This is a genomic window from Streptomyces sp. NPDC054770, from assembly GCF_053611985.1.
Genome location: NZ_JBSHBL010000001.1, coordinates 24,749 through 48,579 on the forward strand (window position 1 = coordinate 24,749; position 23,831 = coordinate 48,579).

At 68.1% G+C, this 23,831-nt stretch carries 17 protein-coding genes; 10 read left to right on the forward strand and 7 right to left on the reverse strand.

Annotated features, from left to right (window positions below):
* Nucleotides 1-133 precede the first annotated feature (133 nt).
* Nucleotides 134-880, reverse strand: coding sequence for a 5-formyltetrahydrofolate cyclo-ligase (locus ACWGKQ_RS00120; protein WP_453289565.1), 747 nt, complete (start codon nt 878-880; stop codon nt 134-136).
* Between the two features lie 18 nt (nt 881-898).
* Entirely contained in the window at nt 899-2,077 is a 1,179-nt protein-coding gene (locus tag ACWGKQ_RS00125) for a helix-turn-helix transcriptional regulator (RefSeq protein WP_453289566.1), read from the reverse strand.
* Between the two features lie 506 nt (nt 2,078-2,583).
* Between ACWGKQ_RS00125 and ACWGKQ_RS00130 the strand changes: the two genes are divergently transcribed.
* The 3 genes from ACWGKQ_RS00130 to ACWGKQ_RS00140 are packed head-to-tail and all read left to right on the forward strand — an operon-like array spanning nt 2,584 to nt 5,605.
* The gene (locus ACWGKQ_RS00130) at nt 2,584-3,945 is read left to right on the forward strand and encodes a hypothetical protein (protein ID WP_453289567.1); all 1,362 of its coding nucleotides are present in this window, start codon (nt 2,584-2,586) and stop codon (nt 3,943-3,945) included.
* Nucleotides 3,946-3,986: 41 nt separating this feature from the next.
* The gene (locus ACWGKQ_RS00135; RefSeq protein ID WP_453289568.1) at nt 3,987-4,661 is read left to right on the forward strand and encodes a class I SAM-dependent methyltransferase; all 675 of its coding nucleotides are present in this window, start codon (nt 3,987-3,989) and stop codon (nt 4,659-4,661) included.
* Nucleotides 4,662-4,681: 20 nt separating this feature from the next.
* Nucleotides 4,682-5,605 (forward strand): glycosyltransferase family 2 protein, encoded by a 924-nt coding sequence (locus ACWGKQ_RS00140; RefSeq protein WP_453289569.1) that lies wholly within the window; start codon nt 4,682-4,684, stop codon nt 5,603-5,605.
* Between the two features lie 64 nt (nt 5,606-5,669).
* On the opposite strand, the gene ACWGKQ_RS00145 is transcribed toward ACWGKQ_RS00140, so the two are convergent.
* On the reverse strand, nt 5,670-8,300 hold the full coding sequence (locus ACWGKQ_RS00145; RefSeq protein WP_453289570.1) for a valine--tRNA ligase: 2,631 nt from the start codon (nt 8,298-8,300) through the stop codon (nt 5,670-5,672).
* Nucleotides 8,301-8,564: 264 nt separating this feature from the next.
* Here ACWGKQ_RS00145 and ACWGKQ_RS00150 point away from each other — a divergent pair, with 264 nt between their 5' ends.
* The gene (locus tag ACWGKQ_RS00150) at nt 8,565-9,194 is read left to right on the forward strand and encodes a hypothetical protein (RefSeq protein WP_453289571.1); all 630 of its coding nucleotides are present in this window, start codon (nt 8,565-8,567) and stop codon (nt 9,192-9,194) included.
* A 149-nt stretch (nt 9,195-9,343) separates the two neighbouring features.
* On the forward strand, nt 9,344-10,234 hold the full coding sequence (locus ACWGKQ_RS00155) for a phosphorothioated DNA-binding restriction endonuclease (RefSeq protein ID WP_453289572.1): 891 nt from the start codon (nt 9,344-9,346) through the stop codon (nt 10,232-10,234).
* A gap of 155 nt (nt 10,235-10,389) precedes the next feature.
* On the opposite strand, the gene ACWGKQ_RS00160 is transcribed toward ACWGKQ_RS00155, so the two are convergent.
* The gene (locus tag ACWGKQ_RS00160) at nt 10,390-11,712 is read right to left on the reverse strand and encodes a 7-cyano-7-deazaguanine synthase (protein WP_453289573.1); all 1,323 of its coding nucleotides are present in this window, start codon (nt 11,710-11,712) and stop codon (nt 10,390-10,392) included.
* Nucleotides 11,709-12,497 carry a hypothetical protein gene (locus ACWGKQ_RS00165; RefSeq protein WP_453289574.1) on the reverse strand — a complete coding sequence of 263 codons (789 nt, stop codon included), beginning with the start codon at nt 12,495-12,497 and terminating at the stop codon, nt 11,709-11,711. The genes ACWGKQ_RS00160 and ACWGKQ_RS00165 overlap by 4 nt, the downstream gene beginning before the upstream one ends.
* A gap of 468 nt (nt 12,498-12,965) precedes the next feature.
* Here ACWGKQ_RS00165 and ACWGKQ_RS00170 point away from each other — a divergent pair, with 468 nt between their 5' ends.
* Complete coding sequence (locus ACWGKQ_RS00170; RefSeq protein WP_453289575.1) at nt 12,966-13,718, forward strand: hypothetical protein; 753 nt, start codon at nt 12,966-12,968, stop codon at nt 13,716-13,718.
* Nucleotides 13,719-13,806: 88 nt separating this feature from the next.
* On the opposite strand, the gene ACWGKQ_RS00175 is transcribed toward ACWGKQ_RS00170, so the two are convergent.
* Together ACWGKQ_RS00175 and ACWGKQ_RS00180 are read right to left on the reverse strand one after the other, a co-directional pair.
* The gene (locus ACWGKQ_RS00175) at nt 13,807-14,277 is read right to left on the reverse strand and encodes a DUF5615 family PIN-like protein (protein WP_453289576.1); all 471 of its coding nucleotides are present in this window, start codon (nt 14,275-14,277) and stop codon (nt 13,807-13,809) included.
* The gene (locus ACWGKQ_RS00180; protein WP_097251353.1) at nt 14,274-14,918 is read right to left on the reverse strand and encodes a DUF433 domain-containing protein; all 645 of its coding nucleotides are present in this window, start codon (nt 14,916-14,918) and stop codon (nt 14,274-14,276) included. The genes ACWGKQ_RS00175 and ACWGKQ_RS00180 overlap by 4 nt, the downstream gene beginning before the upstream one ends.
* A 233-nt stretch (nt 14,919-15,151) precedes the next feature.
* On the opposite strand from ACWGKQ_RS00180, the gene ACWGKQ_RS00185 reads away from it, so the two are divergent.
* Genes ACWGKQ_RS00185 through ACWGKQ_RS00200 form a run of 4 tightly spaced genes read left to right on the forward strand, consistent with a single transcriptional unit; the run spans nt 15,152 to nt 23,599 of the window.
* Nucleotides 15,152-16,774 (forward strand): TIGR02677 family protein, encoded by a 1,623-nt coding sequence (locus ACWGKQ_RS00185; RefSeq protein ID WP_453289577.1) that lies wholly within the window; start codon nt 15,152-15,154, stop codon nt 16,772-16,774.
* Nucleotides 16,771-18,096 carry a TIGR02678 family protein gene (locus ACWGKQ_RS00190; protein WP_453289578.1) on the forward strand — a complete coding sequence of 442 codons (1,326 nt, stop codon included), beginning with the start codon at nt 16,771-16,773 and terminating at the stop codon, nt 18,094-18,096. The genes ACWGKQ_RS00185 and ACWGKQ_RS00190 overlap by 4 nt, the downstream gene beginning before the upstream one ends.
* Nucleotides 18,093-22,331, forward strand: coding sequence for a TIGR02680 family protein (locus ACWGKQ_RS00195; protein ID WP_453289579.1), 4,239 nt, complete (start codon nt 18,093-18,095; stop codon nt 22,329-22,331). The genes ACWGKQ_RS00190 and ACWGKQ_RS00195 overlap by 4 nt, the downstream gene beginning before the upstream one ends.
* Entirely contained in the window at nt 22,328-23,599 is a 1,272-nt protein-coding gene (locus ACWGKQ_RS00200) for a TIGR02679 family protein (RefSeq protein ID WP_453289580.1), read from the forward strand. Before ACWGKQ_RS00195 ends, ACWGKQ_RS00200 begins: the two co-directional genes overlap by 4 nt.
* Nucleotides 23,600-23,831 lie beyond the last annotated feature (232 nt).

Consider the following 23,831-nt stretch of genomic DNA (forward strand, 5'->3'; position numbering starts at 1 on the left):
CGTCACAGATGCCACCGATTGCGCGATGCGTAACGGGCCCGACCGGTTCTCCCGGTCGGGCCCGTCACGCATTTCTGCCAACAGCCAGCAACATCCCCGTTCAGAGGTGCTCCGCTCGTTCTGTCGTGTCCACTCAACGATCAACTCCGAGGCGACGTGCCGCCTGGACCCTCGATTGCAAGGCTGGAATCGCAGCGATCTTGGACGCCTCAAGGTGGTCCCAAAGGATGCCTGGCGGCCGGTGCGGCGTGCTGCAAGTGATGACTTCTTCGGGCGTGACGATCACGTCGACGTTCACGTCATGCTCCGTGGATGGAATGGGGGTTTCGATCACCTGGAGGGGGTGCACGGTGGTGACGACGAGCGTCTCCGGCCCGACGAGTCCAGCCTCGGTGAGCAACGCAAACTCCAGGTCGGAGTACCCGGCTCCTTTGCCGATCCGAACGCCGGAGCGGTTGACCGCCACACTGCCGAGGACCACCACGCTGATGGGACGCAGGGCATCGACTTCGACCGTCGGTGCGATGGTTGCCGCGACGCGGCTGCTCGCGGCTTCATGCGGCGGCACCTCCAGGACGGCCGGGTCGAGGAGGTAAAAGGGATTGGGTGTAGCCAGCTTCGGAACGGCCATGTAGAGGAGTTTGCCGTCCTCCAAAGCGCGAGCTCGCACAGGGAGTTGGGCCTTGTCCGGCACTGCCTTGATGACCGTGGCGTTCTTCCACGCCTCAAGCCCAGCGAGCCGTGCAGCGGCTTCTTCGGAGCCTTTGAAGTGGGGTATGCGGCCATGGGCCGTGTCGTCGTGCACCGCGCCAGCCGCGTCGAGGGCATCCCAGACCTGCGTCCGTACGAGCTTCTTGGCGTCATCGTGTGTCGCGGACACAACAGGTTCTCCTTACGCTTACATCGTTGCCATGAGCGCGAACAGCCGGTCATGGATGTCGGCGACGACCGGGTCCTGCCGCCAGGGCCGCAGCTCTTTGGCGGCGCTGAAGACCACGTTCAATCCTCCCCCGCCCCGGGTCTCCTCCAGTTCCGTGATGGCCTCGGCGAGCGTGATCACCGCGGCGTCTACCTCGCGTTGGCGAATATAGGCGAGCGTAAGGTTGCCCAGCACGATCGCGCGAGACTTTCGCCGATCTTGCAGTTCCGCGGCCGTGGTCTCCAGGAATTGCTGGGCGCGTCGGTGCTGTCCCAGGGAGAGGTAGCACGATCCGGCGAGGCGGCCGAATTGGCCGGGGGAGACGAGATCGGCTGCGGCATCCAAGCCGTCGGACCTTTCCAGATGTCGTTGGGCTGCGTTGAGTGCTCGTTCGCAGTCCTTTGCTTCTCCGAGCATGGCGTGAGCTTCGCCAGCGTGGAGGAGAGCCATGCCGGTCAGGGCTGGGCTGATCGAGCGGGCCGTGGCCGCCGCCTGGAGTGCGAGGTCCAGTCCCGTCCGTGGGTCTTGAGCTCCGTAGAGCGCGACGTAGCAGGTCCGCAGAAGAGCATGGCCTTCGAGAGCGTGATCACGCAGGCGTCGGGCGACTGTAACGCCCTGGTCGTAGTAGCTGCGTGCGGTGGCGTGGTCGCGTCTCTGTGAGGCGTCCCAGACGAGCTGCCCCATGAGCGTGAAGGCATCGCCTTGGAGGGAAAGCAACTCGCGTTCTGTTCGTCCGCGAGGAGCCCTCCGCGCCATGAAGGTGATCAGGCTGAGCTGTTCTCCGCCCTTGGCAAGGAGGCTGGCCGACGGTGTGCGGTCGTACCGTGCTGCGAGCTCCTCGAATTCACTCCGCAGCTCAGCCACTGTGGCCAGATCCGTCTGTGCGGGGTCGAGAGCCCGCTGCCGGGTTTCCGCTGCCGGGCCTCCCGGCTCTGATTCCTGCGTGAGCAGATCGTCCAGTTCGTCCACCGTCACATGGAGTCCATTCGCCAGACGTGGGCGCATCCACGGCTGTGGCGATGCCGTGCCTGCCTCCCAGCGCACGATCGTGGAACGGTCCACGCCCAGCCTCTCAGCGAGTACCTCCTGGGTCAGGCCCACGGCTTGGCGTCGCTCCGCGAGGCGCTGCCGCCTGCGTGCCATGACTCGGACCCCCATCTTCCTGGCCGTCTCGTACGAAGGACACCGAGGTCATGCCCGCCGGTGCCACACGGATGCATCACCAGTGCGTCAATTCTGCTCTGGGAGCACAGGAGTTGGCTCGGTTGAGTGGAGTTCTGCACTCCCCACGCCGAAGGGCCATGACCGATGCTGCAGGACGCGTTCGTTCCCGCCGCTCAACGAGTTGAGCGAGTAGCCCGCCGCCTTGCTACGCGTTCGGTCCAGGGCCCGAACAGCGGGCAGATGGTTCCAGCACTTCGCATGACGCGTCGCGGTTGGCGCGACAGGGGTTGCATCACCACTGCCATTCCCGGCGGCGGCGTTCCGCTACTTCGCCCCATTCCAGGTACTCCTGAATAGAAAGGGAGACTCCTTCGGTTCGGGAGACCGTCGCCTTTCGAGTTACTCACGCACAGCCTCCACTGCCATACGGGCCTTTGGCGGCGTGCGCCCAAAATCAGCCAAACAGTCTTGCCTTCTGGGCTCCTTGGAAAGGTGGTCCCGTGATATCAGCTCACCACCTCATCGTGATCGGTTTCGATGAGATCGTCGCCAACAAGTACCTCCCGTGCATTCGCGATGCCATCACGTCCGGCTACATCGACTCCTATTCCATCATCGACCTGGAGTCGCAGCGGACGGAAATCGACCGACGCATACAGGCTGCGAGCCTGAAGCCGCGAGGAGTCGTATACCTGCCGGATTCCGGCGACCGAGCGCGGGAGACGCCGCAGGAAGTCATCGCGGCCGCCGTCCAGCGCCTGCGAGTACCGGGCGTACCGACGAAGGTGTACATCGCCACGGAGGTGCGGGCGCACGAGGCATACCTGCGGTTCTGCGTGGAGAACCACATCGACTCGCTGGTCGAGAAGCCCGTACTGGCTCCCATCGTGGACAGGCGGTTCAAGCCCTCGTACATCACGAAGACCATGGAGGAACTCATCGGTGTTGCTGCCGACTCCCCCGCGGAGCATTCAGTGATGACGCTGAGCCGGTACCACCAGATCTACAACCAGAAGGTCGTTGCCTCGCTGAGGGACCGGATGGAGAGGTGGGAAGCGCCCCTGACCTCGTTCCATCTCCGGGCCGCCGGCGGTGTGTGGAACCTCCAGCGCGAGTTCGACAGTCGCGACGATCACCCGTACAAGTACGGCTACGGGATGATGATGCACGGCGCGTACCACTACGTGGATCTCGCGACCCAGATCCTGTCGCTCAACGCGGAGCTCTTCCCCGAGCGCCAGCTCAGGCTGGAGGTCAGCGCCTTCGGCGCCTTCCCCATCGACCAGCACCAGCGCCTCTCCCAGCCGATCGCCCGCAGGTTCCAGGACGGCGACGCACGGTGGCCGGCAGACTCGGATGCCGGATTCCGTTTCGGCGAGACCGACGTGACCTCTGCGTTCCGCCTCGTGGACGCCTCAACGGGGAGGACCGTCTCGCTCGGGACCTTGTCCTTCGAGCAGACCACCCCCTCCATCCGCGACTGGGCCGAACTCCCGGACGGCCTCTACAACGTCAACGGCCGCACGTCGAGCGTCGACCTGGAGGCCCAGCTGTCGACGCTGTTCTCCACCCACGTTCACTGCTACGACATCCCGCGCGGTGTCAGCGCGGACGGGATCGACGCGTTCGCCCGCGTGACCACACGTGCCAACGCCGCGCTGCTGCCCGACGAGCAGTACGTGTCGGAGGAGTCGTTCGACGGGCTGTTCCACAGTGACAGCAACCGCCAGCTCATGGAGCACTGGCTGCGCGGCTCCGAGCAGCGCAGCTCCCTTGCGAGCCATCTGCGGCCCATGGAGGTCACCGAGGCCCTCGCCTCGTCGGTGCTCACCCCTGGACGCCTGTTCACGGTGCCTTTCTAGTGGCTGGCCACTCCAAACCTCCAGGCATACAGGAGTCATTCATGAATCAGCCGGTTTCGAAGGCGTCCGTGCACGCCTTCTACGCGGAGGCGATCCGCGGCGGTCTGAACACCGCCGAGAATCTCCAGGCCGCCACCTCGGAGCGGTTCAACACCCTCTTGGAATCCGTCGGAGACGGGACCCCGCGTACCGCACTGGATCTGGGGTATGGGGCCGGGACCTACACCATCGCCTTAGCGCGCGCAGGATTCCGTGTCGTAGCCGTCGATCAGATCCCCAGCGAATCGCTTCTTCAGCGCATCGGCGGCGCAAGTGATTGGGTCCACCGGATCGAAACACGGGAATGCCTCGCCGAGAATTTCGCCATCGATGAGGATTTCGGAGTCATCGTCGCCAAGGACGTCCTGCATTACCTCGCAAGGGGCGACGTCGAGTCCCTCCTCACGAGCGCGGTCACTCACGCGTGTGGGGCGAACTACCACTATCTCGAAGTGTTCACGGGGATCACCCGCAAGTCCGCGGACGGCCGACCGCTGCGGATCGAGGGGGAGGCCGGCTACTCCCCGGACTCCTTCCGGCGCGTCATCGAGCGGATCTACGACGGCTGGGACCTCACGTTGCTCTGGTCCGAGCACGCGGAACAGGACAGCCGCACCGGGCGCAACTGCTTCGAGGCGACCCGGGCCACCGTCATCGCCGTCAACCGGGCAGCCTGATCAGAGACAGGGAGAATGCCGTGAAGTCGAGCACGCCCGAGGGGATCAGCTTCGTCATCCCCTGCTTCAACTCGGGGGGCTACCTCGTGGAAGCCGTGGAGTCCCTGATCCAGCAGCCCCACACGTTCCCGTACGAAGTCGTGATCGTGGATGACGGCTCCGACGACCAGCCCACGCTTCGCGCCGTCGCGCTGTGCGCCGAGTACGCCGAGGTCCGCGTCGTCCGCCAGGAGCACAGCGGACACCACGCCGCCAGGAACGCCGGCATCAACGCTGCGTCCTTCGAGTACGTGATGCAGCTCGACGCCGACGACCGGCTCGCCACCGCCCCTGAGCTGCTGAAGGCCGGCAGCTACCCGGACCGAGCCGTCAAGCTCCTCAAGACGCACCAGCACGTGGCCTTCGTCCACACCATGTCGCGGATGATCGGCGACTTCGACGGGCTCACCATCTCCTCCTACCCGTGCCGCGAGGAACTGATCCTGCGCAAGCACCACGTGCCCACCTCGATCGTCTACCGCCGAGACGACGCTATCCACGGCGGTCTCTACGACCCGGACGTACGGAAGTGGGGGGACTGGGCGTTCGCCGTGAACCTCCTCGCCGGGCGATTCCGCAGAGGCGAGGCCAACCACATCGTGTGCCTCGCCGGCCCGCTGCACGAATACCGGGTCCACTCGCGCACACGACGGGTCTCCAACGCCGAGATCTCCGAGTTCGACATGACCATGCTGGTCGTGGAGAAGAACCTCGACCTGTTCCGGCATCACTTCAACCGCGATAGCGCGGCCGAGGACCTCGCGCGCCTCGTCCTCGCCTCGAAGCCGTCCCGGCTCGTCGACCTGATCCGGATGGCCGAGTTCGACCTCGAACAGGCCCTGACGGTCGCCTTCCAGCGGCAGTTCTCCCTGTCGAGCCCCTTCGAAGGATTGGGCATTCCGTAGCGGTGCCCTCTCTATGGAGGAAGCCCCGGACGATGCGTCCGGGGCTTCCTCGCTGGTCTGGCTATCAGGCAGGCGGCAGATTGTTGATCTGGTTCTGCAGCCGGACGATGTCCCCTTCGGCCTTCGTGAGACGGGTACGAATCTTCTCGACCACGTTGTCCGGTGCCTTCGCCAGGAACGCCTCGTTGCCGAGCTTGGCCTCCGCCTGGGCCTTCTCCTTCTCCGCCGCGGCGAGGTCCTTGGCCAGCCGCTTGCGCTCGGCCTCGACGTCGATCGTGCCGGACAGGTCGAGCGCGACCGTGGCACCGGCAACTGGGAGGGTCGCCGTGGCACTGAAGCCGTCACCCTCCGGCTGGAGCCGGAGCAGCTGACGGATGGCGGCCTCATGGGCGGCGAGCTGCGTACCCGACAGGTCCAGGCGCGCCGGGACCTTCTGGCCGGGCTGCAGGCCCTGGTCCGAGCGGAAGCGGCGAACCTCGGTGATCACCTGCTGGAGACTCTCGATCTCAGCCTCGGCCGCGGCATCGCGGAACCCACTGTCCGCCGCCCAGTCGGCGATCACGACGGACTCGCGGCCGGTGAGCGTGGTCCACAGCGTTTCCGTCACGAACGGAACGATGGGATGCAGGAGGCGCAGCGTCACGTCCAGGACCTCGCCCAGAACGCGGGCCGAGACCTTGGCAGCTTCGCCGCCGGCCATGAACGTCGTCTTGGACAGCTCGACGTACCAGTCGAAGACCTCGTCCCACGCGAAGTGGTACAGGGCGTCGGCGAGCTTCGCGAACTGATAGTCGTCGTAGTACGTGTCCGCCTCGGCCACGACGGTGTTCAGCCGGGACAGGATCCAACGGTCCGCGGCCGAGAGCTGCTCGGCCGAGGGCAGCTCGCCCTCGACCGTGGCGCCGTTCATCAGCGCGAACCGCGTCGCGTTCCAGATCTTGTTGGCGAAGTTCCGGGACGCCTGGACCCAGTCCTCGCCGATCGGCACATCGGTACCGGGGTTGGCACCCCGCGCGAGCGTGAACCGCAGGGCGTCGGAGCCGTACTTGTCCATCCAGTCCAGCGGATTGACCGTGTTGCCGAACGACTTCGACATCTTCTTGCCGTGCTCGTCACGGACCATGCCGTGGAACGCGATGGTGTGGAAGGGAATCTCACCGTCCATCGCGTACAGGCCGAACATCATCATCCGGGCGACCCAGAAGAACATCAGGTCGTACCCGGTGACCATGGCCGAGTTCGGATAGAACTTGGCCAGATCCGCAGTCTTCTCGGGCCAGCCCAGCGTGGAGAAAGGCCACAGGCCGGAGGAGAACCAGGTGTCGAGGACGTCGGTGTCCTGCTCCCAGCCCTCGCCGGTCGGCGGCTGCTCGTCGGGCCCGACGCACACGGTCTCGCCGTTCGGGCCGTGCCAGACGGGGATGCGGTGGCCCCACCACAGCTGCCGTGAGATGCACCAGTCGTTGAGGTTGTCGACCCAGTCGAAGTACCGCTGCGACAGGTCGGCGGGGTGGATGTCCACCCGGCCGTCGCGGACCGCGTCACCCGCAGCCTTGGCGAGAGTCTCGACCTTCACCCACCACTGCAGGGACAGTCGCGGCTCAAGGGTCGTCTTGCAGCGCGAGCAGTGGCCCACCGAGTGGACGTACGGCCGCTTCTCCGCGACGATCCGGCCCTCGGCGCGCAGCGCGGCGACGATCGCGGAACGCGCCTCGAAGCGGTCAAGCCCCTGGAAAGGCCCGTGGACGGTGATGACGCCGCGCTCGTCCATGACGGTCAGCGACTCCAGGCCGTGCCGCTGGCCGATGGCGAAGTCGTTGGGGTCATGGGCGGGCGTGACCTTGACGGCACCGGTGCCGAACTCCGGGTCGACGTGTGTGTCGGCGACGACGGGAATCATGCGGCCCGTCAGCGGCAGCTTGATGCGCCGACCGACGAGGTGCTTGTAGCGCTCGTCGTCCGGGTGAACGGCGACGGCCGTGTCACCGAGCATGGTCTCCGCACGCGTGGTGGCGACGACGACCGTGTCGTCCCCCTCGCCGTACTTGATGGAGACGAGCTCACCGTCGTCGTCCTGGTAGTCGACCTCGATGTCCGAGATCGCCGTCAGACAGCGCGGACACCAGTTGATGATGCGCTCGGCGCGGTAGATCAGGCCGTCGTCGAACATCTTCTTGAAGACGGTCTGGACGGCACGGGACAGGCCCTCGTCCATGGTGAAGCGGTCGCGGCTCCACGCGACACCGTTGCCCAGCCGCCGCATCTGGCCGGCGATCTGACCGCCGGACTCGGCCTTCCACTGCCAGACCCGCTCGACGAACGCCTCGCGGCCCAGGTCGTGGCGAGACTTGCCCTCCTTGGCTAGCTCCCGCTCGACGACGTTCTGCGTCGCGATACCCGCGTGGTCCATACCGGGCTGCCACAGCGTCTCGTAGCCCTGCATGCGCTTGCGGCGAGTGAGGGCATCGATCAGCGTGTGCTCGAAGGCATGGCCCAGGTGGAGGGAACCAGTGACGTTCGGCGGCGGAATGACGATGGTGTAGGCAGGCTTGTCGCTCTTCGCGTCAGCCTCGAAGTAACCGCGCTCTACCCAGCGCTCGTACAGCGTCCCCTCTACCTCGGCCGGCGCGTACTGGGTCGGCAGTTCGGGGGCGCTGTTCGGCCCGCTGTCGGGGCGCTGAGTGTTGTCGGTCACGACGGCCATTCTAGGGCCGCGGCACTCCTCGCCTCGCCTGACTATTGCGCGCACGCCGTGCCATGGTCAGGACAGAGAAGTGGCCGCACGGAGGAATCCAAGTGTGACCAAGAACGCTCCCGTGCGACCGGTTCCCAGCCTACCCTCTCCGCCCCGACGAAACCGCAAGTCCCCGGGCCGCTCCAAGCGCCGGCGAGGTCGCCCTGATGCGTGGCTCGAAGAAATAGGTCGTGGGAGGTGCCGTGCTGTCGGCATCCTGACGCGATGCTGTTGAAGCTCACCGGGTCCAGCTGCTCGGGCAAGACGACCCTGGCGTACGCGGCGGCTGCCCGGATCAGGAAGATCGCCGTGCACGACTTCGACGAGATCGGTGTACCGAAGGGCGTCGACCGGCACTGGCGCCACCGGATGACCGAGATGTGGATACGACGCGCGCTGGAGTACCAAGAGCGCGGCATTGATCTTCTGCTCTCCGGGCAGTCCCCCTTGGGAGAGGTACTGGCCGCCCCCTCCGCCCCGCTACTGGATGGCATCGCCGTGTGCCTGGTCGATGTCGCTGATCCGGTCCGGCGCACTCGCCTCGCCGAGCGTGACCCTGGACGGTGTGACTCCCCCACGGTTGACGCCTTCCTCGGCTGGGCCGAATGGCACCGCAAGCACGCCCTTGACCCGTCTCATCGGCCCGACGTCATCATCGACGACAGCTGGCCCGAGATGGCCTGGCGCCGCTGGACCGGGTGGAATGCCGGTGATCTCAGATGGCACACCCAGCTGCTCGACACCACGTACCGACCGGTAACGGAATCCGTGGACCAGGTCCAACAGTGGATCACCGAGCAGCGCGACGCGCTCCAGACCGGCCGGCTCCCCCTGCGCCACGGTTGGGCTTCATGATCTGCCCGACTGTTCGGGCAGTGCGAAATGCTCCCCGGAGACCGACCACGCGAATTCCCGTACAGACAGCGAACCGCTCCGGGTCCGATGGAGCCTCCGGACCGTCCCAGGGCGGTTCAGTACAGCGAGGCGTCACTACGATCACGGTCATGGATTGGCTGGAGCGCGCGGCGAAGCTGAGGCAGTGGACTCGGGACGGTGTACGGGCGCCGCACAAACCGTTGCTGCTGCTGTACGCGCTGGGCCGATTTCAGGCCGATGCCGAGGACGAGCTGCGATACACCGCGGTGGAGGCCGATCTGAAGCAACTGCTGGCGGAGTACGGCCCGGCGCGTGGGACCACGCCCGCCTATCCCTTCCACCATCTGGTCAGCGACGAGGTGTGGGAGGTACGGACCGATCGCGGCGCCGGCAGCCCCGGCACGGGCGTACGGGAGCTGCGGGCCAGCGGGGCCACGGGGCGGCTGACCCCGGACCTGCGGCTGGCGCTGCGGCGGGAACCGTCGCTGCTGGGCCGTATGGCAAGGGTGCTGCTGGACCTGCACTTCCCGCCGTCGCTGCACCAGGATCTGTGCGAAACGGTCGGCCTGGAACTGGAGTTGGCGGAGACAGCCGCGCTGGCAGCACCCGAGAGGCGGCAGCGCGACCGGCGGATGCGGGAAATGGTGCTGACCGCCTATGAGTACCAGTGCGCCTTCTGCGGCTACGACGGCATGATCGGCGCGGCACCCGTCGGCCTGGAGGCCGCGCACGTGCGCTGGTGGGCGTTCGACGGTCCGGACGACGTCGGCAACGGGCTGTGCCTGTGCTCGCTGCACCACAAGCTGTTCGACAAGGGCGTGCTCGGCATAGGCGACGGCCACCGCATCCTGGTCTCGCAGAGCTTCGTCGGCCGCAGCCCCGCCGCCCGCGACCACGTCACAGCACTCGCCGGCCGCCCGCTCATCGGCCCTCAACCCGGCATTCGCCCCGTCGCAGCGGCCCACCGCTCCTGGCACACCAGCCAAGTCTTCCGAGGTTCCCCACGCCCCGTCGCCTAACTTGAGCCACTCCGGGTTTGATGAAGGCGTTGATGTGCCCCAGGTCTGGTGGAGTCACCTTGCCGAGCAGGTGCACCGACCGCACGGCACGGGTGCGGTTTTGCCCTGCATGACCGCCAAGGCGTCCTGGTAGGAGCTGATCTCCCCTGCGCCGCCTACGCCGCGTCAGCGGCCTCAGCCGCATCGGCGATCTGAAGCAGCCGGGCCAGCTCCTCCCGCCCGCGCCTGATCAAGTCGAACGCCATCGTCGGCTCCGTGTCCGGCGGCAGCGGGGTATCGGTGAGGACATCCGTAAGGGCGTACCTGCCGAGCAGCCACCGCTGCAGTGCGCGCCAGTCGGTGCCCCGGTCGAGGGGAAGGTCTTCCGCCCATGGCAGCGCCTCGTACGGGGTGCCGTCGGTGCCGTTTGCGTGGAGTAGCCCGGAGCGACGCACCAGACATGGGAAGCAGACACCGCAGTTGGCGATGGGAGGGCCGCCGCTGCGGCGTGCGGGCGGCTTACCGCAGCTCAGGGTGTATTCCAGGTCGGACGAGGTAAGGCCCGCATCGCGTGCGGCCCTGCACACTTCGCCTTTCGTCAACCATGCCAAGGGGTTGACCACCCGCAGCACGCTCCCGGCGTCAGCCACGGCGGCGACCAGGGCGTTCAGACTGCGCAGCGTCCACGGGTGCACGGAACGGGTGGAGCAGGCGGCCGAACGCGCCGGCGTCAGAGGCGGATTGAGGGCGAGCTGGCCGTTCTCGGGGATGTGGACAGTGCCCACTCCGTGCGCGGTAGCAGCGCGAATCGCGCCCGCCGCGTACAGCAGACCGCGGGTGCGGGAAGAGGTCTCCAGCCGCAGCCCGGAGCCGTCACCCGCCGGAGTCTGGCTCATCGGCAGCAGCATCACCGGCCGGGGCCCGTCCAGTCGCTCGACGGCCTTGTACACCCGCTGCTGGAGACGCAGCAGGCCGATCTCGCGGAACATTACGAGCAGCAGCGGTCGGGAGTCGTCGGCGCGAGAGCGAGTGGCCGCCCAGCTGAGGGAATCAAGTCCGCCGGAGAACAGCGCGACTTCCGAGGCACGCGGGTCGTCAGCGGAGACCATCGCCTCCTCGACGTGATGACCGGTAAGAGGCCGGAAGTCCACATCCCAGAGGTCCCCGGTGAGGATCTGGAGGAGTGCGGTGATGTGGGTACGGACTGCTGCGCTCTGCCATCGCTCGTGTTCTGTGACGGGCACGGCGAGGCTGATCCGGCGGGTCCATCGGTCCTGTGCGCCGGTCCGGCGGACGTATTTGTCGGCGATGAACGCGGCCCGGGCGACGCGGAACAGGTCCTCAGCCCAGTCGGGGACTGGGCCGGGCAGATGGTGCCGACCGGTGATACGGCGCTCCGTTTCCTGGAAGGCTCCCTCTCCGATCTCCATCCAGCGGTCATCACGAGGCCGGTCCCTTCGGGAGCCGCGCCACCACAGGAAATGGTCGGAACCGGTCACGCCGCAGCTCCCTCTTCTCCAGTGATCTCCTCAGTGATGAGGCCCAGTACCTTTCCGACCGCCCGTGGTACCAGCGACTCGGCGATCTTGGGCAGTGCAGACAACGGATCCTGCACGGCGCCCACCACAGACTGTGCGGTATCCACGGCCTCTGCGAGATCCATCGCTTCGGCTGACTCTTCACAGGGATTCGGCACCAGGTCCACCACCTTCTCCGCGACCCAGTCGGCGATCCTGCCTTCCGGATCCGTCGCGATGAGCACCGGCACGGCCAGCTTGATGTGCTCAGCGACAACGGACTGGAGGAACTCCCCCACCATGTCGGCGAAGAACACCTGGTAAAGGTCGCACAGGATGTCCCATGCGAAGCCGCCGCCCGCAGCACCTCCGCCTATGACCTCGTCCAACTCGGGATGCCTGTCCCGGACATCCCGCACTGCCGCGGCCACACCTCTGCGCACCGCGGCGTCGGCGAGTGTGCCGCCGTCTCCGCCGACCTCCGAGACGAGACGCGCGACGAGCGCGTCCTCCGACTCTGCGCCCTCTATGGCCAGCGATCCCAGAGCCCCGGCGAGCCGTTCACCGGCCGCACAGGCCGTGTCGTACAACCCGAAGGCCGATCGATCGGCACGGAGCGTCTCGTGCAGGGCGCTAAGGTGGTCCGCCGCAATCTCCTCCAGCCGCTGATCCGCGTTGCGCGAGTCATCCCGCCAGCGCGCCAGCCGCCTCCCAGCGGAGCTCCACGGATCGCCGTTCGGCCCCTTCCATCGCGTGGATGTCCCCACATCGCCCCCAACGATGGTGCTCCAACCTGCACTTCGTCCATGGCATCAGACAGGACGATCCCCAGGTAGGGCGGGACTCGGCCAGGCCCCCGCGGACCAGGCAGGTGCCGAAACAGCCAGGGGTATCACTTCCCGTGACACCTACACCTAGAAGCGTGACCAGTCGTAGCGCTGAGTTACGGGTATCGCGCAAGTACCCGTTCAGGGCAGGTGACGGGCTGGCGAGATTGGCCCTTGCCTCATATGCCCTGTTGTTCATGCCCTCTGCAGACGGCTCGCCGACGGCGTATCAAATCAGCAACCTCCGACTGCCCGCACCAGACGACATCAGTCGCCTGAAGGTCACTTGCCATCCGAGTCCGGTCACAAGTTGTCATCCGGCACATGGGCAGTCGGCATACGGGGCGGCCACGCCAGCATGGATTCCGCGGTCGTGCACAGGAACCCGGCGAGCGAAGGGTGAAGCCCATGGCCAAGCTCACGGAGGAGCAGAAGCGGCAACGAGCCGCCAAGCGTGCTCTGCGCTCGGCCCTCGAAGCCGAAGCGGATGACCGGCGGCGCCGCGAGCGGGATGAGCAGTGGGAGCGAGAAGATACACGCCTCAGCTGGGCGGAGTACGTGGCTGGTGAGCCCTGCCGCGGTTGCGGACTGCCCATGACTGATGAGCTGGGGAGCTGGCCACCCCTCATGAAGTTGTCCGAGGCGGAGAAGCGCGAATACGAGGAAGCCGATCAGAAGTTCCGCGAGCGGCACGCCGACTGCCGGGACGCCCGGTGGACCGTCAGCGGTTCTCGGGTAACACACTGCTGTTTCTGTTGCCCGCCACCGCCGATGGGGCCGAAGCAGATGGAGAAGCTCGCCAGGCTGTTCGCTTCCTGGCCCTCGCGGGAGGAACGCAAGAAGGATCTCGATACTTGGGACCTCGCTCTCCGTTGCGACCATGTGGTGCCTTACATTCAGCATCGCGAGAACACCCGCATCTCCGCCTGCGTCGTCGACTGCCCAGAGTGCGGAGAGCGTCGCGGCGTAGTGAGCAGTGAGCGGGTAGGGCCGGCGTACCGCGACGACGGGACCATCCGTGAGCGGGTGGCAGCTGATCGAGCGCGGCTCGCTCGGGAACTGGCAGCGGCCGAGGCGAAACTGACCCGTCAGCAGAAGAACGCGGCGGCAACCCAACGCCGCATCGCCGAACTCCAGGAAGAGCTCGGCAGTGAGTCTTGATGAGACGAAGCGCAGGCGGCGATGCCAGATCCTTTCCCGGCATCGCTTCCCATGGGGTACCGGCCGGGAACCCTCGTGTATCGAGGCGTCAGGACTCAGAGGCCGCATCACGCCCCGGCCAGTGCTTCGGCGGGGCGACGGCCGGGTCCGTGGTCTGGAGGCGCTTCTGCCGGGTCGGGTCGATCGACGTCAGAGAGACGAGACGCTGGCCGTCAGCTGCTTCGAGTTCGGACAGGGCGTGAGGAAGGGCCGCGCAGACAGTGGCGATCGCCGTGCCCAGGCCCACCAGGCCACCATGCTTGTTGTTCTGACGGTACTCGATGCGATGCAGGCCCGACTGCGCGATGGCCGCCACTTCGAGTGGCCGGCTGAGCTGCTTGGTGTCGTTGGTGATGACGACCTCGAAGCCGTCGGCCTTGGCCTTGGCGTACAGCTCGATGTCCTTCGTGCCCGTCCAGCCCTTGAGCTCGTGGACGTGGACGACTTCATGTGCCTTCAGCAGGATGCGCACGATCTCGGCCATGGGGCGGGGCACGTTCTCGTCGAGCAGCAGTTTCAAGCGACGACCTGCCGGGGCTCGCTGCTGCCATAGCTGTCGACGTACTCGCTGAAGTCGGCGGCGTCCCGAGCGGCCTCAGCCGTCACGCCTGGGTAGAACTCACCGATCTGGTCCGGTGGGATGCCGTCTCTTACGAGGGCGGCGACATCTGACGCCGGGATCCTGGTGCCTTGGATGACCGGTTCTCCGCCACGGACCGATTCGTCGACCGCGACGTGCTCACGGGGGGTGAGCAGAGCGGGAATGCTACGGCCGTCCTTATAGAAGGGCGCGAGAACATCCACCATCTGGTGGATGACCACGTTGCCCCCCTTGATCAGGTCTACGGCGTGGTCGGGTTCAGCCAGATAGATGGTGTCCGGTCCCGCGACGAGTTTGTACGAGGAGAGGTGCTCCCACTCGCCGAGGTCTTCTCGAAGCGTGTTCAGCGCACGGCGGATCTTCTGCAACGAAGCCTCTTCGCGCAGCTGCACACAGATGCGGAGTGCGACAACGTCGCGGAACGAGTAGAGGATCGGCCTCTCGCTGGAGATCTCGGGCACGAGCACGGCGCCCTTGGGCCCGGAGGCCCGGCGCCAGTGGGACAGCTGGCGCAGAGTCGCGCCGGAAAGAGCCGCGGCGAGTTTGGGTTCGTACGACACCGCGTGCCTCCTTCCGTCTTCCGCCCCCATCGATATCGGCCTGAACGTACCCCATTCTCCTGGAGGCCACCCAGCACAGAAACCGAAGGGCCCATTCAGGGTGAGCCGGGGACGCCGATCGCCCGCATGCCGCACAGGCCGCTGCCACGGGAATCGCCACAGGCCGGCACACGTCCGTGGCATTTTCGGCCACCCACCGGCGGCGCTCGTATGCGCCGCGTAACCTCACGGGCATGGGGGCATCAGCATCCGGTGCAGGTCAGGACGCCGACGAGGAGGCGCGTCGGCGACTGAACGCGTACACGTATCTCAGCGCGCCCGAGCGTCTGGAGCACGTCGCGATCATGCGGGTCTTCTGCGGAACGCTGCTGGCGGATCTTGCCGTCCCGGACATCATGGCGAAACTGCGCCAGGCTGGTGCTTCCGCCGCAGGACTCGACGCCGACACTCTCACGGTCCGGCTGGAACAGCTGGTGCAGTGGGGAAACCTGCTGCGCAGCAGCCACGCGGTGAACGCGTCCAGCATCAGCGAGTACCAGCGTTCCCGCTCGCGCTACCAGCTGTCGAAACTGGGTGAACGCATCCAGCGGGACGCCGACGGGGTCCTGGCCGAGGCCGACGCCGCCCGCGAGGTGAGCAACGAACTTCTGGCACTGGTCGAACGCGGGCTGCGGGAGCTGGCCGACCTCGTGACGGCGCCGGGCGGCATCGAGCCGCAGGAGGGACTGGAGCGGATCAGCACGCTGTTCGTGCAGTTCAGCGAGTTCGCGGACTCCATACGCGACTTCTACGCCTACCTCGGCCAGGTGCTGTCTCGCTACGACCTGGACAGCGCCGAATATCAGGGCTTCAAGGAACTGCTCCTGGACTACGTCGAGGCGATCACGGAGGACGTGGCGTTCCGTGCGCCCCGGATCTCGGCGGCGCTGGACACCCTGGGGCCACACATCCCAGCTCTGCTGGACCGGCTGGACGCCCACACCCAAGGGCTCGCCGGGCTCTCGGCGCAGGGCGAAAGCCGCCTGGAAGTCCGGGTCCAGCGCAGCCGGGGCCGCGAGCTCGCGGACTGGGAGGGCCTGCGCGGCTGGTTCAGCAACACCGACGGCCAGGGCAGCCAGGTCGACCAGCTGCGGGACGCCACCCTGCGCGCGTTGCAGTCGCTGCTCGCCAACGCCAAGCGGATGCTGCGGTCGGCCACCGGGGAGATGTCCCGGCGCAAGGATCTGCTGCGACTGGCCCGCTGGTTCGACGAAGCGGCGCCGCAGGACGCACACGACATCGCCGTCGCCGCCTTCGGACTGTACGGCGCCCGCCATCTGGGCATACCTCCGGCCACCGACGAGGTGGTGCCCGCCTACACGAGCTGGTGGACCGGTCCGGTGGTCGAAGTGCCGGTGGCCCTGCGTGAGAGGGGCAGCCGCGCCCAGCGGGGCCGGGCCTCCGCGGTGGAGGACCACTCCGCGCAGAAGCAGCTGCTGCGTGAGGCCGCCCGTCAGCGGGCAGCGGCCAGGACAGCGGCCGCGGACGAACTGCGTAGCGCGTCCGGCCGTTTCGCCGAGGTACGCCTCACGTCGGCGGCGCTCGGGCTGCTTCTGGAGTTGCTGGCCACGGCACTCGGAAACGCTCAGCTCAGCAGGCATGTCAGCACAGGCGGGGAGAGGACGGCAGGGTTCGACCTCGACTCGGCGAGCAGTGAAGACGCCGAATTGCGTATCCGGCTCACCGTGCGCCGGACGGCGGGCACGCGGACGGTGCTGTACTCGGCCGACGGCGACCTGCTGCTGGACGACCTGGAGCTGGACATCGGTCGCATCTCCGCCGCGGCAGACGGCGAAGCGGAGGCGAGTGTGTCATGACCCTTCCCTCGACTCACGACGTGGCCTTGGCCGCCGAGCGCCGCACCGCCGCCCGGCTTCTGCTCGCCCACCCCCTGATCGCGTCGGACGGTCCCCATGCCGACCTCTTCCCGCTGATCCGAAGGCACGCCGACTGGCTGGGCAAACGGTTCCAGCAGGTGCTCGGCTACCGCCTGCTGGTCGACAGCTCCTACGCCCGGCTGTTCAAGGCAGGGCTGGGGGCGGGCACGGGACACCGGCTGGAACGCTCCACCGGCACCCCCTTCACCCCACACACGTACGCCTGCCTCGCGCTGGCCCTGTCCGTGCTGGTGACCGCGCCCGAGCAGATGCTGCTGTCGCACCTGGTCGCCGACATCAGGGCCGCCGCGGCCGACGCGGGGATCGAGCTGGAGGAGACGGGCCGGGTGGCCGGGAAGCGGACCCTGGTCGCGGCTCTGCGCCAGTTGGTCGACTGGGGCGTGCTCATCGAGACCGAGGGCCATGTGGCCGTGATTGCGCAGGAGGCGGGGGGAGAAGCCCTGATCACGGTGGATCGGGAGCTGGCCCGCGTGGCCGTCGCCGGCCCCCTCGCGCAGGCCCGGGACGGCGCCGACCTGGTCCGGCGGGCAGCGGACCCGGGGTTCGGCGGACCTCGCACCTATGTGCGTCGGATGCTGGTCGAGACACCCGTCGTCCACCTCGACGAGCTGACCGACGCAGAGCGCGACTGGCTGCGCACCCGCCAGCGCCGGGAAGCCCAGGCTTTCTCCGAACTTCTGGGTCTGGAGATGGAGATCCGTGCCGAGGGGGTCGCGCTTGTGGACCCCGAGGAGGAGCTGACTGATCTGCACCTGCCGGGCACCGGGACCGTCGCACAGGCCGCGCTGCTGCTGGCGGAACGGCTCGTGGAACGGCTTCGGCCGCAGGCGCCGGGGCATCCGGCGACCGGCGGGACGCTCGTCATCGGGGTGGCTGTCCCGGACGGCTTGGTGGATGAGGTGCTGGCCGGGCTGATCGCCGATTACGGGCAGCGCAGCAACTGGCAACGCGGCTATCTGGAGGACCTTCCCTCCCTGCGAGAGGCCGTACTGGACCTGCTGGTCCGCATGCGGCTGATGGTCCGCGCCGGGCGGCTGCGCGCCGAGGGAGAAGGACTGCCGGAGGGATACGTCGAAGAGGCGCCGGAAGGACGCACGGTGACCGATGTCCATGGCGCACGGCCCGGCGGCGACGGCTGGGTGCTGCTGGCCGCAGCGGCCCGTTACGCCACCCACGTCACCGTGCGCCCGCCCGGTGCGGCCGGCAGAGGCACCGACGTTCAAGAGGAGTTGCCGCTATGACCACCGACGCGCGTGGCCTTGTTCCGCTGCCGCGTTCCGGCCCCGCGACGAGCACCGGCGCCCGCTTCCGGCTGCACCGGGCGGGCATCCAGAACGTCTGGCAGTACGACGAGCAGGAGTTCTCCTTCGGCGACGGACGGCTGCTGCTGCGCGGCAAGAACGGCGCGGGCAAGTCCAAGGCCCTGGAGATGCTGCTCCCGTATCTTCTGGACGGTGACTCCCGGGCACTGGACGCGACAGGTACCGGCCGCACCACGCTCGCCTGGCTGATGCTGGACGGCTTCGAGCAGACCAACCGTCTCGGGTATCTGTGGGTGGAGTTCCGGGGCACGGCCGACGACGGCGGTCACCGCCACCTGACGCTCGGTGCCGCAATCCGTGCCTCGAAGTCGACGCAGAGGGCGCTGCCGACGTTCTTCGTCACCCCGCTGCGGATCGGTGAGGACCTGCACCTTGTCGAGGCGGGCAAGCCGCTGCCGGTCGATCGGCTCAAGGAGATCGTCGGCTCCGACAACGCGACCGACCGTGCGGTCCTGCACCGCTCCCATGTGGCCCGGGAACTGTTCGGCATCACCGACGCGACGCGCTACCGCAACCTCACCCAGCTCCTCCACCGGCTGCGGCGTCCGACGGTCGGGGACCGCATCGAACACGGGGGTCTGGCCTCCCTGCTCAGCGAGACCCTGCCGGGGCTCGACGAGGACGTGGTCGAGAAGGTGGCACGCAATCTCCACGACCTCGACGCCGTACGGGACGAGCTGGGCCGCCTGGAACGCACCGACGCTGCCTTGCGCACGTTCCTCACCAGTTACCGCGGCTACCTGGCCGGAGTCCTGCGCACCTCGGCGCAGAGAGTGAGCCATGAGCTGGGCGTCCTCGCACAGCGACGCCGGGCGGCCGGAGACGCCGCGCAGCGGACGAGTGACCTGAGGACGCAGGAGGAGGAGACGGAGGGCCGGCTGGAGACCCTCCGCGAGGAGGAACAGGCCGCCCGGACCGACCTGGCCGCCCTGCACGCCAGTCACGCCTACCGCAGCCTGCGCGAACTGTCGGAACGCCGCAGCACGGTGGAGGCGCTGCACACCGCCGCCGTGGCCGCTTTCACCACCCTGCACAACGCACACGACGCGGAGGAGAGCACGGCTGAGCGGCTGGCCGATGGTGTCGAACACCTCGGAAGCCGCCTGGCTGAGCTGGGGACCGAGCACCGGGAACTGCTGACGCTGGCGGAGAAGGCCGGGCTTCCTACTGGCCATCTCGGCGAGGCGGTGGCGCTGCCGCGCACGGTTCTTGCCCAGGCCACCGAGACAGAGCTGACGACTCCGGACGGGGAGACGCGCACCGTACGTCATCAGTCGGTGGCCCGCGTGGACACGGCCACGGCGCAGGAAGGGCTACGGTCCTGGCAGAGCCAGCTGGAGGACGCCGAGGCGGTCGTGAGAAACCGGGCCAGGATGGTTCAGGAGGTGACCCGTCTCATCTCGCGGGCGGACGAGACCCGGGTGGGGGCGGCTCAGGCCGATGCCGAGCGGGAACGGCTGGAGGGCGAGACGGAAGAGGCCGCCGGCCGTCTCGACGTCAGCCGCCAGAAGGTCGTCGAGGAGAGCCGCGCCTATGCGGACCGTGTCGCCGAGTGGGTGGCGCACGCGCGGACTGCGCTGGGTCCCGACTGCCCGCCTCTGGACGCCGTCCGTGCCTCCGTCGGCTGTGAGACCTCCGCCGACGCGCCGTTCGCGGACCGCACGCTGCCACCCGACATCGACAGCCAGGCGCGGCAGACCGCTCAGGCCGCATTGGAGCCGTACGGCGAGGAACTCACCGGGCGCCGGGACGCCCTGGCGCTCGACGTCAGCCGGCTCGGCGAGGAACTCGACCGCCTGGCGGAGAAGAAGCGGGACTGGGAGCAACGTGCCGATCCTGAGCCAGCGGCCCCGCACCATCGCGTCGCCGCGAGGACGCCGGGCAGTGGAGCACCTTTCTACCGGCTCGTGGACTTCGCGGACGATCTCGCTCCGGCCGACCGAGCCGGTCTGGAAGGAGCCCTGGAGGCCAGTGGGATCCTGGACGCGTGGGTGGGCGCGGACGACGTCCTTCTCGATCCTCGCACCCGGGACACTCTGCTCCGGCCCGCTCCCGTACAGTCGGACGGACCGGCTCTTGCCACGGCCCTGCGCCCGGCCCCTGAACCGGGTTGCGGCGTCACGTCCGAGCAGGTGCGGCGTCTACTGGCCGCCATCGCACTCGCACCGGCACAGGAGACCTCCGCTCACAACGCAGTTTTCTACGACGGCAGTTGGCGTCTGGGCGTGCTCAGCGGCCGTCATGACAAGGGCGACACCGAGTACGTGGGGGCTGCTGTACGCGCCGAGACCCGGCGGCGGATCCTCGCCGAGCTGGAGGAGCGGATCACGCAGACGGAAGAGCGGCTGGCCGGCGTCCGCGAGGAGCTCGCCGTAGCCGATGCCATGCGTCGGGCTCTCACGCTCGCGGAACGGGACTTCCCCAGGGCACGGAGTCTCGCGGATGCATGGAGCAGGACCGAATCAGCGGAGAGGGCACTGCGTGACCTGACCGCCAAGGCGACCCGCGCGGCACGAATGGCCGAGGAAGCCCGCGCTCTCGCGGTATCGGCGCGTGCCGAGGCGGATGCCATGGCAACCGCCCACGATCTGCCCGGCGACCCCGCCGCCCTCGACCGCGCACGCACCGCACTGGCCGCCTTGCTCAGCGGTGTCGGGCATCTACGCAGGGCCGTCGGCGGCACGGGCGAGCGGCTCGGCGCGAACCAGGCCGATGCCGAACGATACGGACGCGCCCGAGAGGATCGCCTGGCCGCGGACGAGGCTTACCGGCTCCACCTGGCCGCACTGCGCACCGCTGAGCAGGACCTGCGCACCCGCGAGGAGGCCATCGGGTCGTCCGAGGAGGAGATCCTCACCCGCGAGCAGGAGGCCAAGCAGCGCATCGCGAACGCCGTCCAGGCCCTCCCCGCGGCTGGGCGAGCCCGCGACGAACTGCACGACCTGCGCGTGCGCGCGGAAGAAGACGAGAAGCGCCTGCGCGGGAACCTGGCGGACCAGGAGACGGCGGTCATCGACACCGGCAGCGCTCTTCGCGGTGCTCTCGGCCGGCCCGAGGTGGTGCTTGGCGCCGGCCTTGACCGGTCCGCGCTGCCCGAGTACGTGTCGGACGATCCCGGCACGGACGTCCGCAGCCGTCTGCGAGCACTGCGGGCACTCGCCGACGCCGTGGAACAGGCTCTCGGCCGCCCGAAGGGCGAAGTGTCGGACAGCACCCTGCTCAACCGGCACACCGAGCTGCGCGACCAACTGGCCGGCGGGTTCGACGCGCAGCTGGAGGAACGCGACGGGATCAAGGTGTGCCGCCTGGTCGACGACCACGGGTCCCATGACGTCGCGGCCGTGGGCGAGCGGATCGCGGTCCAGGCCGCGGAGGCCCGGGGCCGGCTCACCGAGCGCGAGCGTGAGGTGTTCCAGCGGTTCCTGACCGGTGAACTCGGCGACCACCTCTCGGCACAGGTCATTACCGCAGCGAACCTGGTCGCGGCTCTCAACGACACTCTGCGGACCGTACGCACATCCCACGGTCTCGGCGTCGAGCTGCTGTGGAAGCTGGACGAGGACGTGGACGCGGACGTGCGCGCGGCCGTCGAGCTGCTGCGCAGCCCGTCGAGTCTCAGGACGCGCGAGCAGACCGAGCAGCTGCGCGAGGTGCTGCAACGCCGGATCGAGGACGCCAGGCGCGCCGACCCGTCTGCCGGTTACGCCGCCCATCTGCGGACCGCGCTGGACTACCGCGACTGGTTCCGTTTCCACACCTTCGTGGTCGAGGACGCGGCTCCGAACCGCCGTCGGAGACTGACCGGCCGGACCGGGCTCAGCCAGGGCGAGCAGCGGGTGCTCTCCTACCTCGTGCTCTTTGCCGCGGCTGCCGCCCACTTCACCAGCCTCGCCGAGTCGGCGCCGCACGCGCCGCGGCTGATCCTCCTGGACGACGCCTTCGCGAAGGTCGACGAACCCACCCATGGGCGGCTGGGCCGTATTCTCGTCGACCTCGATCTCGACTTCGTCCTCACCAGCGAGCGGCTCATGGGCAACTGGCCCGAGGTTCCGTCCCTGCACATCTACGAGTGCCTCCGTGATCCCCATGTGCGCGGGGTGGCCACCCTGCACTACACCTGGAACGGTCGGCACCGGCGTCTGGTGTCCGTATGAGCAGGCTGCCCTCCGCAACGCGCGACTGGCTGACGGGACCTGGCCTCACCCGGCTCTGGGAGGGGGTCCGCAAACGCCTGGAGAGCAACGGCGTACAGGCCACGGGTTCGCTCCGGCTGACTGCGATGAATGCCCAGGAACGCAACGACCTGTCTCTCCTGATGGGCAAACCCCTCACAGGCACCTCCGCGACCGTACGGCTCGACATGCTCGACGCACGGCTACGCGCCTCGGCGGCAGGACTCGGGCTCAGGCAGACCCTGGAGGAACTCGGCCCGCCCCTCACCGACCGCCGTGCCGCCCGCGCGGATGCGACGGCACGGCGGGAGGAGGTGTGGTCGTCCCTCACTTCGTCACTGGACGCCTCCCCGCTCGCCGACCAGGAATGGCCCCGGCAGTGGTACGACCTGTTGCGCCGTGCCGGCGTTCCGAGAGGAGTGACGCCCGAAGCGGCGATATGGACACTCCAGCAGGCGGTCCAAGTCCTCACCACCCTCCTCGGACCCGAGCGGGGCGGCGCACTCGGCCGAGGAGAACTCGCCGCCATGGCGACCGGCTCCGCGCACGGCCTGGACGACGGCACCTGGCTCGCACGCCTCGTCCAACGCGGTGTCGCCCTCGCCCATGGCGCCGAGTTCCCCGACGACGCGGCCGGTCGACGCGCTCTGTGGCGGCTGGTGTCCGTCACACCGGACGAGGTCTCCAGCACGGTGCTGACCTACGGGCTGCGACCCGCCGGCGAGGGCTGGCGGGAGCGTGCTCTACGGGAGCGGGCCGAGCATCACGCCGAAGCCCACCTCACACCGCGCGACCTGCACTCCCTGCGGCTGCGACTCCTCGCCGGAACGTTCATCCACATCTGCGAGAATCCGCGCGTGGTGGAAGCCGCGGCGGACGCGGCCTGCGTCCAGCCCCTCGTGTGCACGTCCGGGAGCGCCGCCACGGTGGTCTTCACACTTCTCGACGCCCTCGCCGCCACGGGCTGCCGCTTCGCCTACCACGGCGACTTCGACTGGCCCGGGATCGCTCTGGCCAACCGGGTCATCCGCCGCTACGAAGCCTTGCCGTGGCGCATGGCCACCGCGGACTACGAGCACCTGGCCGCTCGCAGTCAGGCCGAGGGCATCCCTCAACTGGCGCTTGACGGCGAGCCGGTCAACGCCGACTGGGACCCGGATCTCGCTCCTGCCATGACCGCCCTCGGCGTCGCGCTCCATGAGGAGGCGACCCTCGACCTCTTGGTGGCCGACCTGTCACACCAGGCGTAGAGACGTCGATGCCGTGCCGAACTCCGGGAGCCAACCTGCTCCGCGAGCCCCCTCCAGACTCGTATGTCCGCAACCGACTGCGTTGTCAGTCCCTTTCGGCATGATTGACGCCCACACCTGCTATACCACCGTGCCCGGGTGGGTCCGATCAGAGGCCAGAGGCGCGGTGTTGGAGATTGGAGTCCGATGACCGCGGCGGAATCACGTACGTCTCTCCCTTTCGATTTCCTGC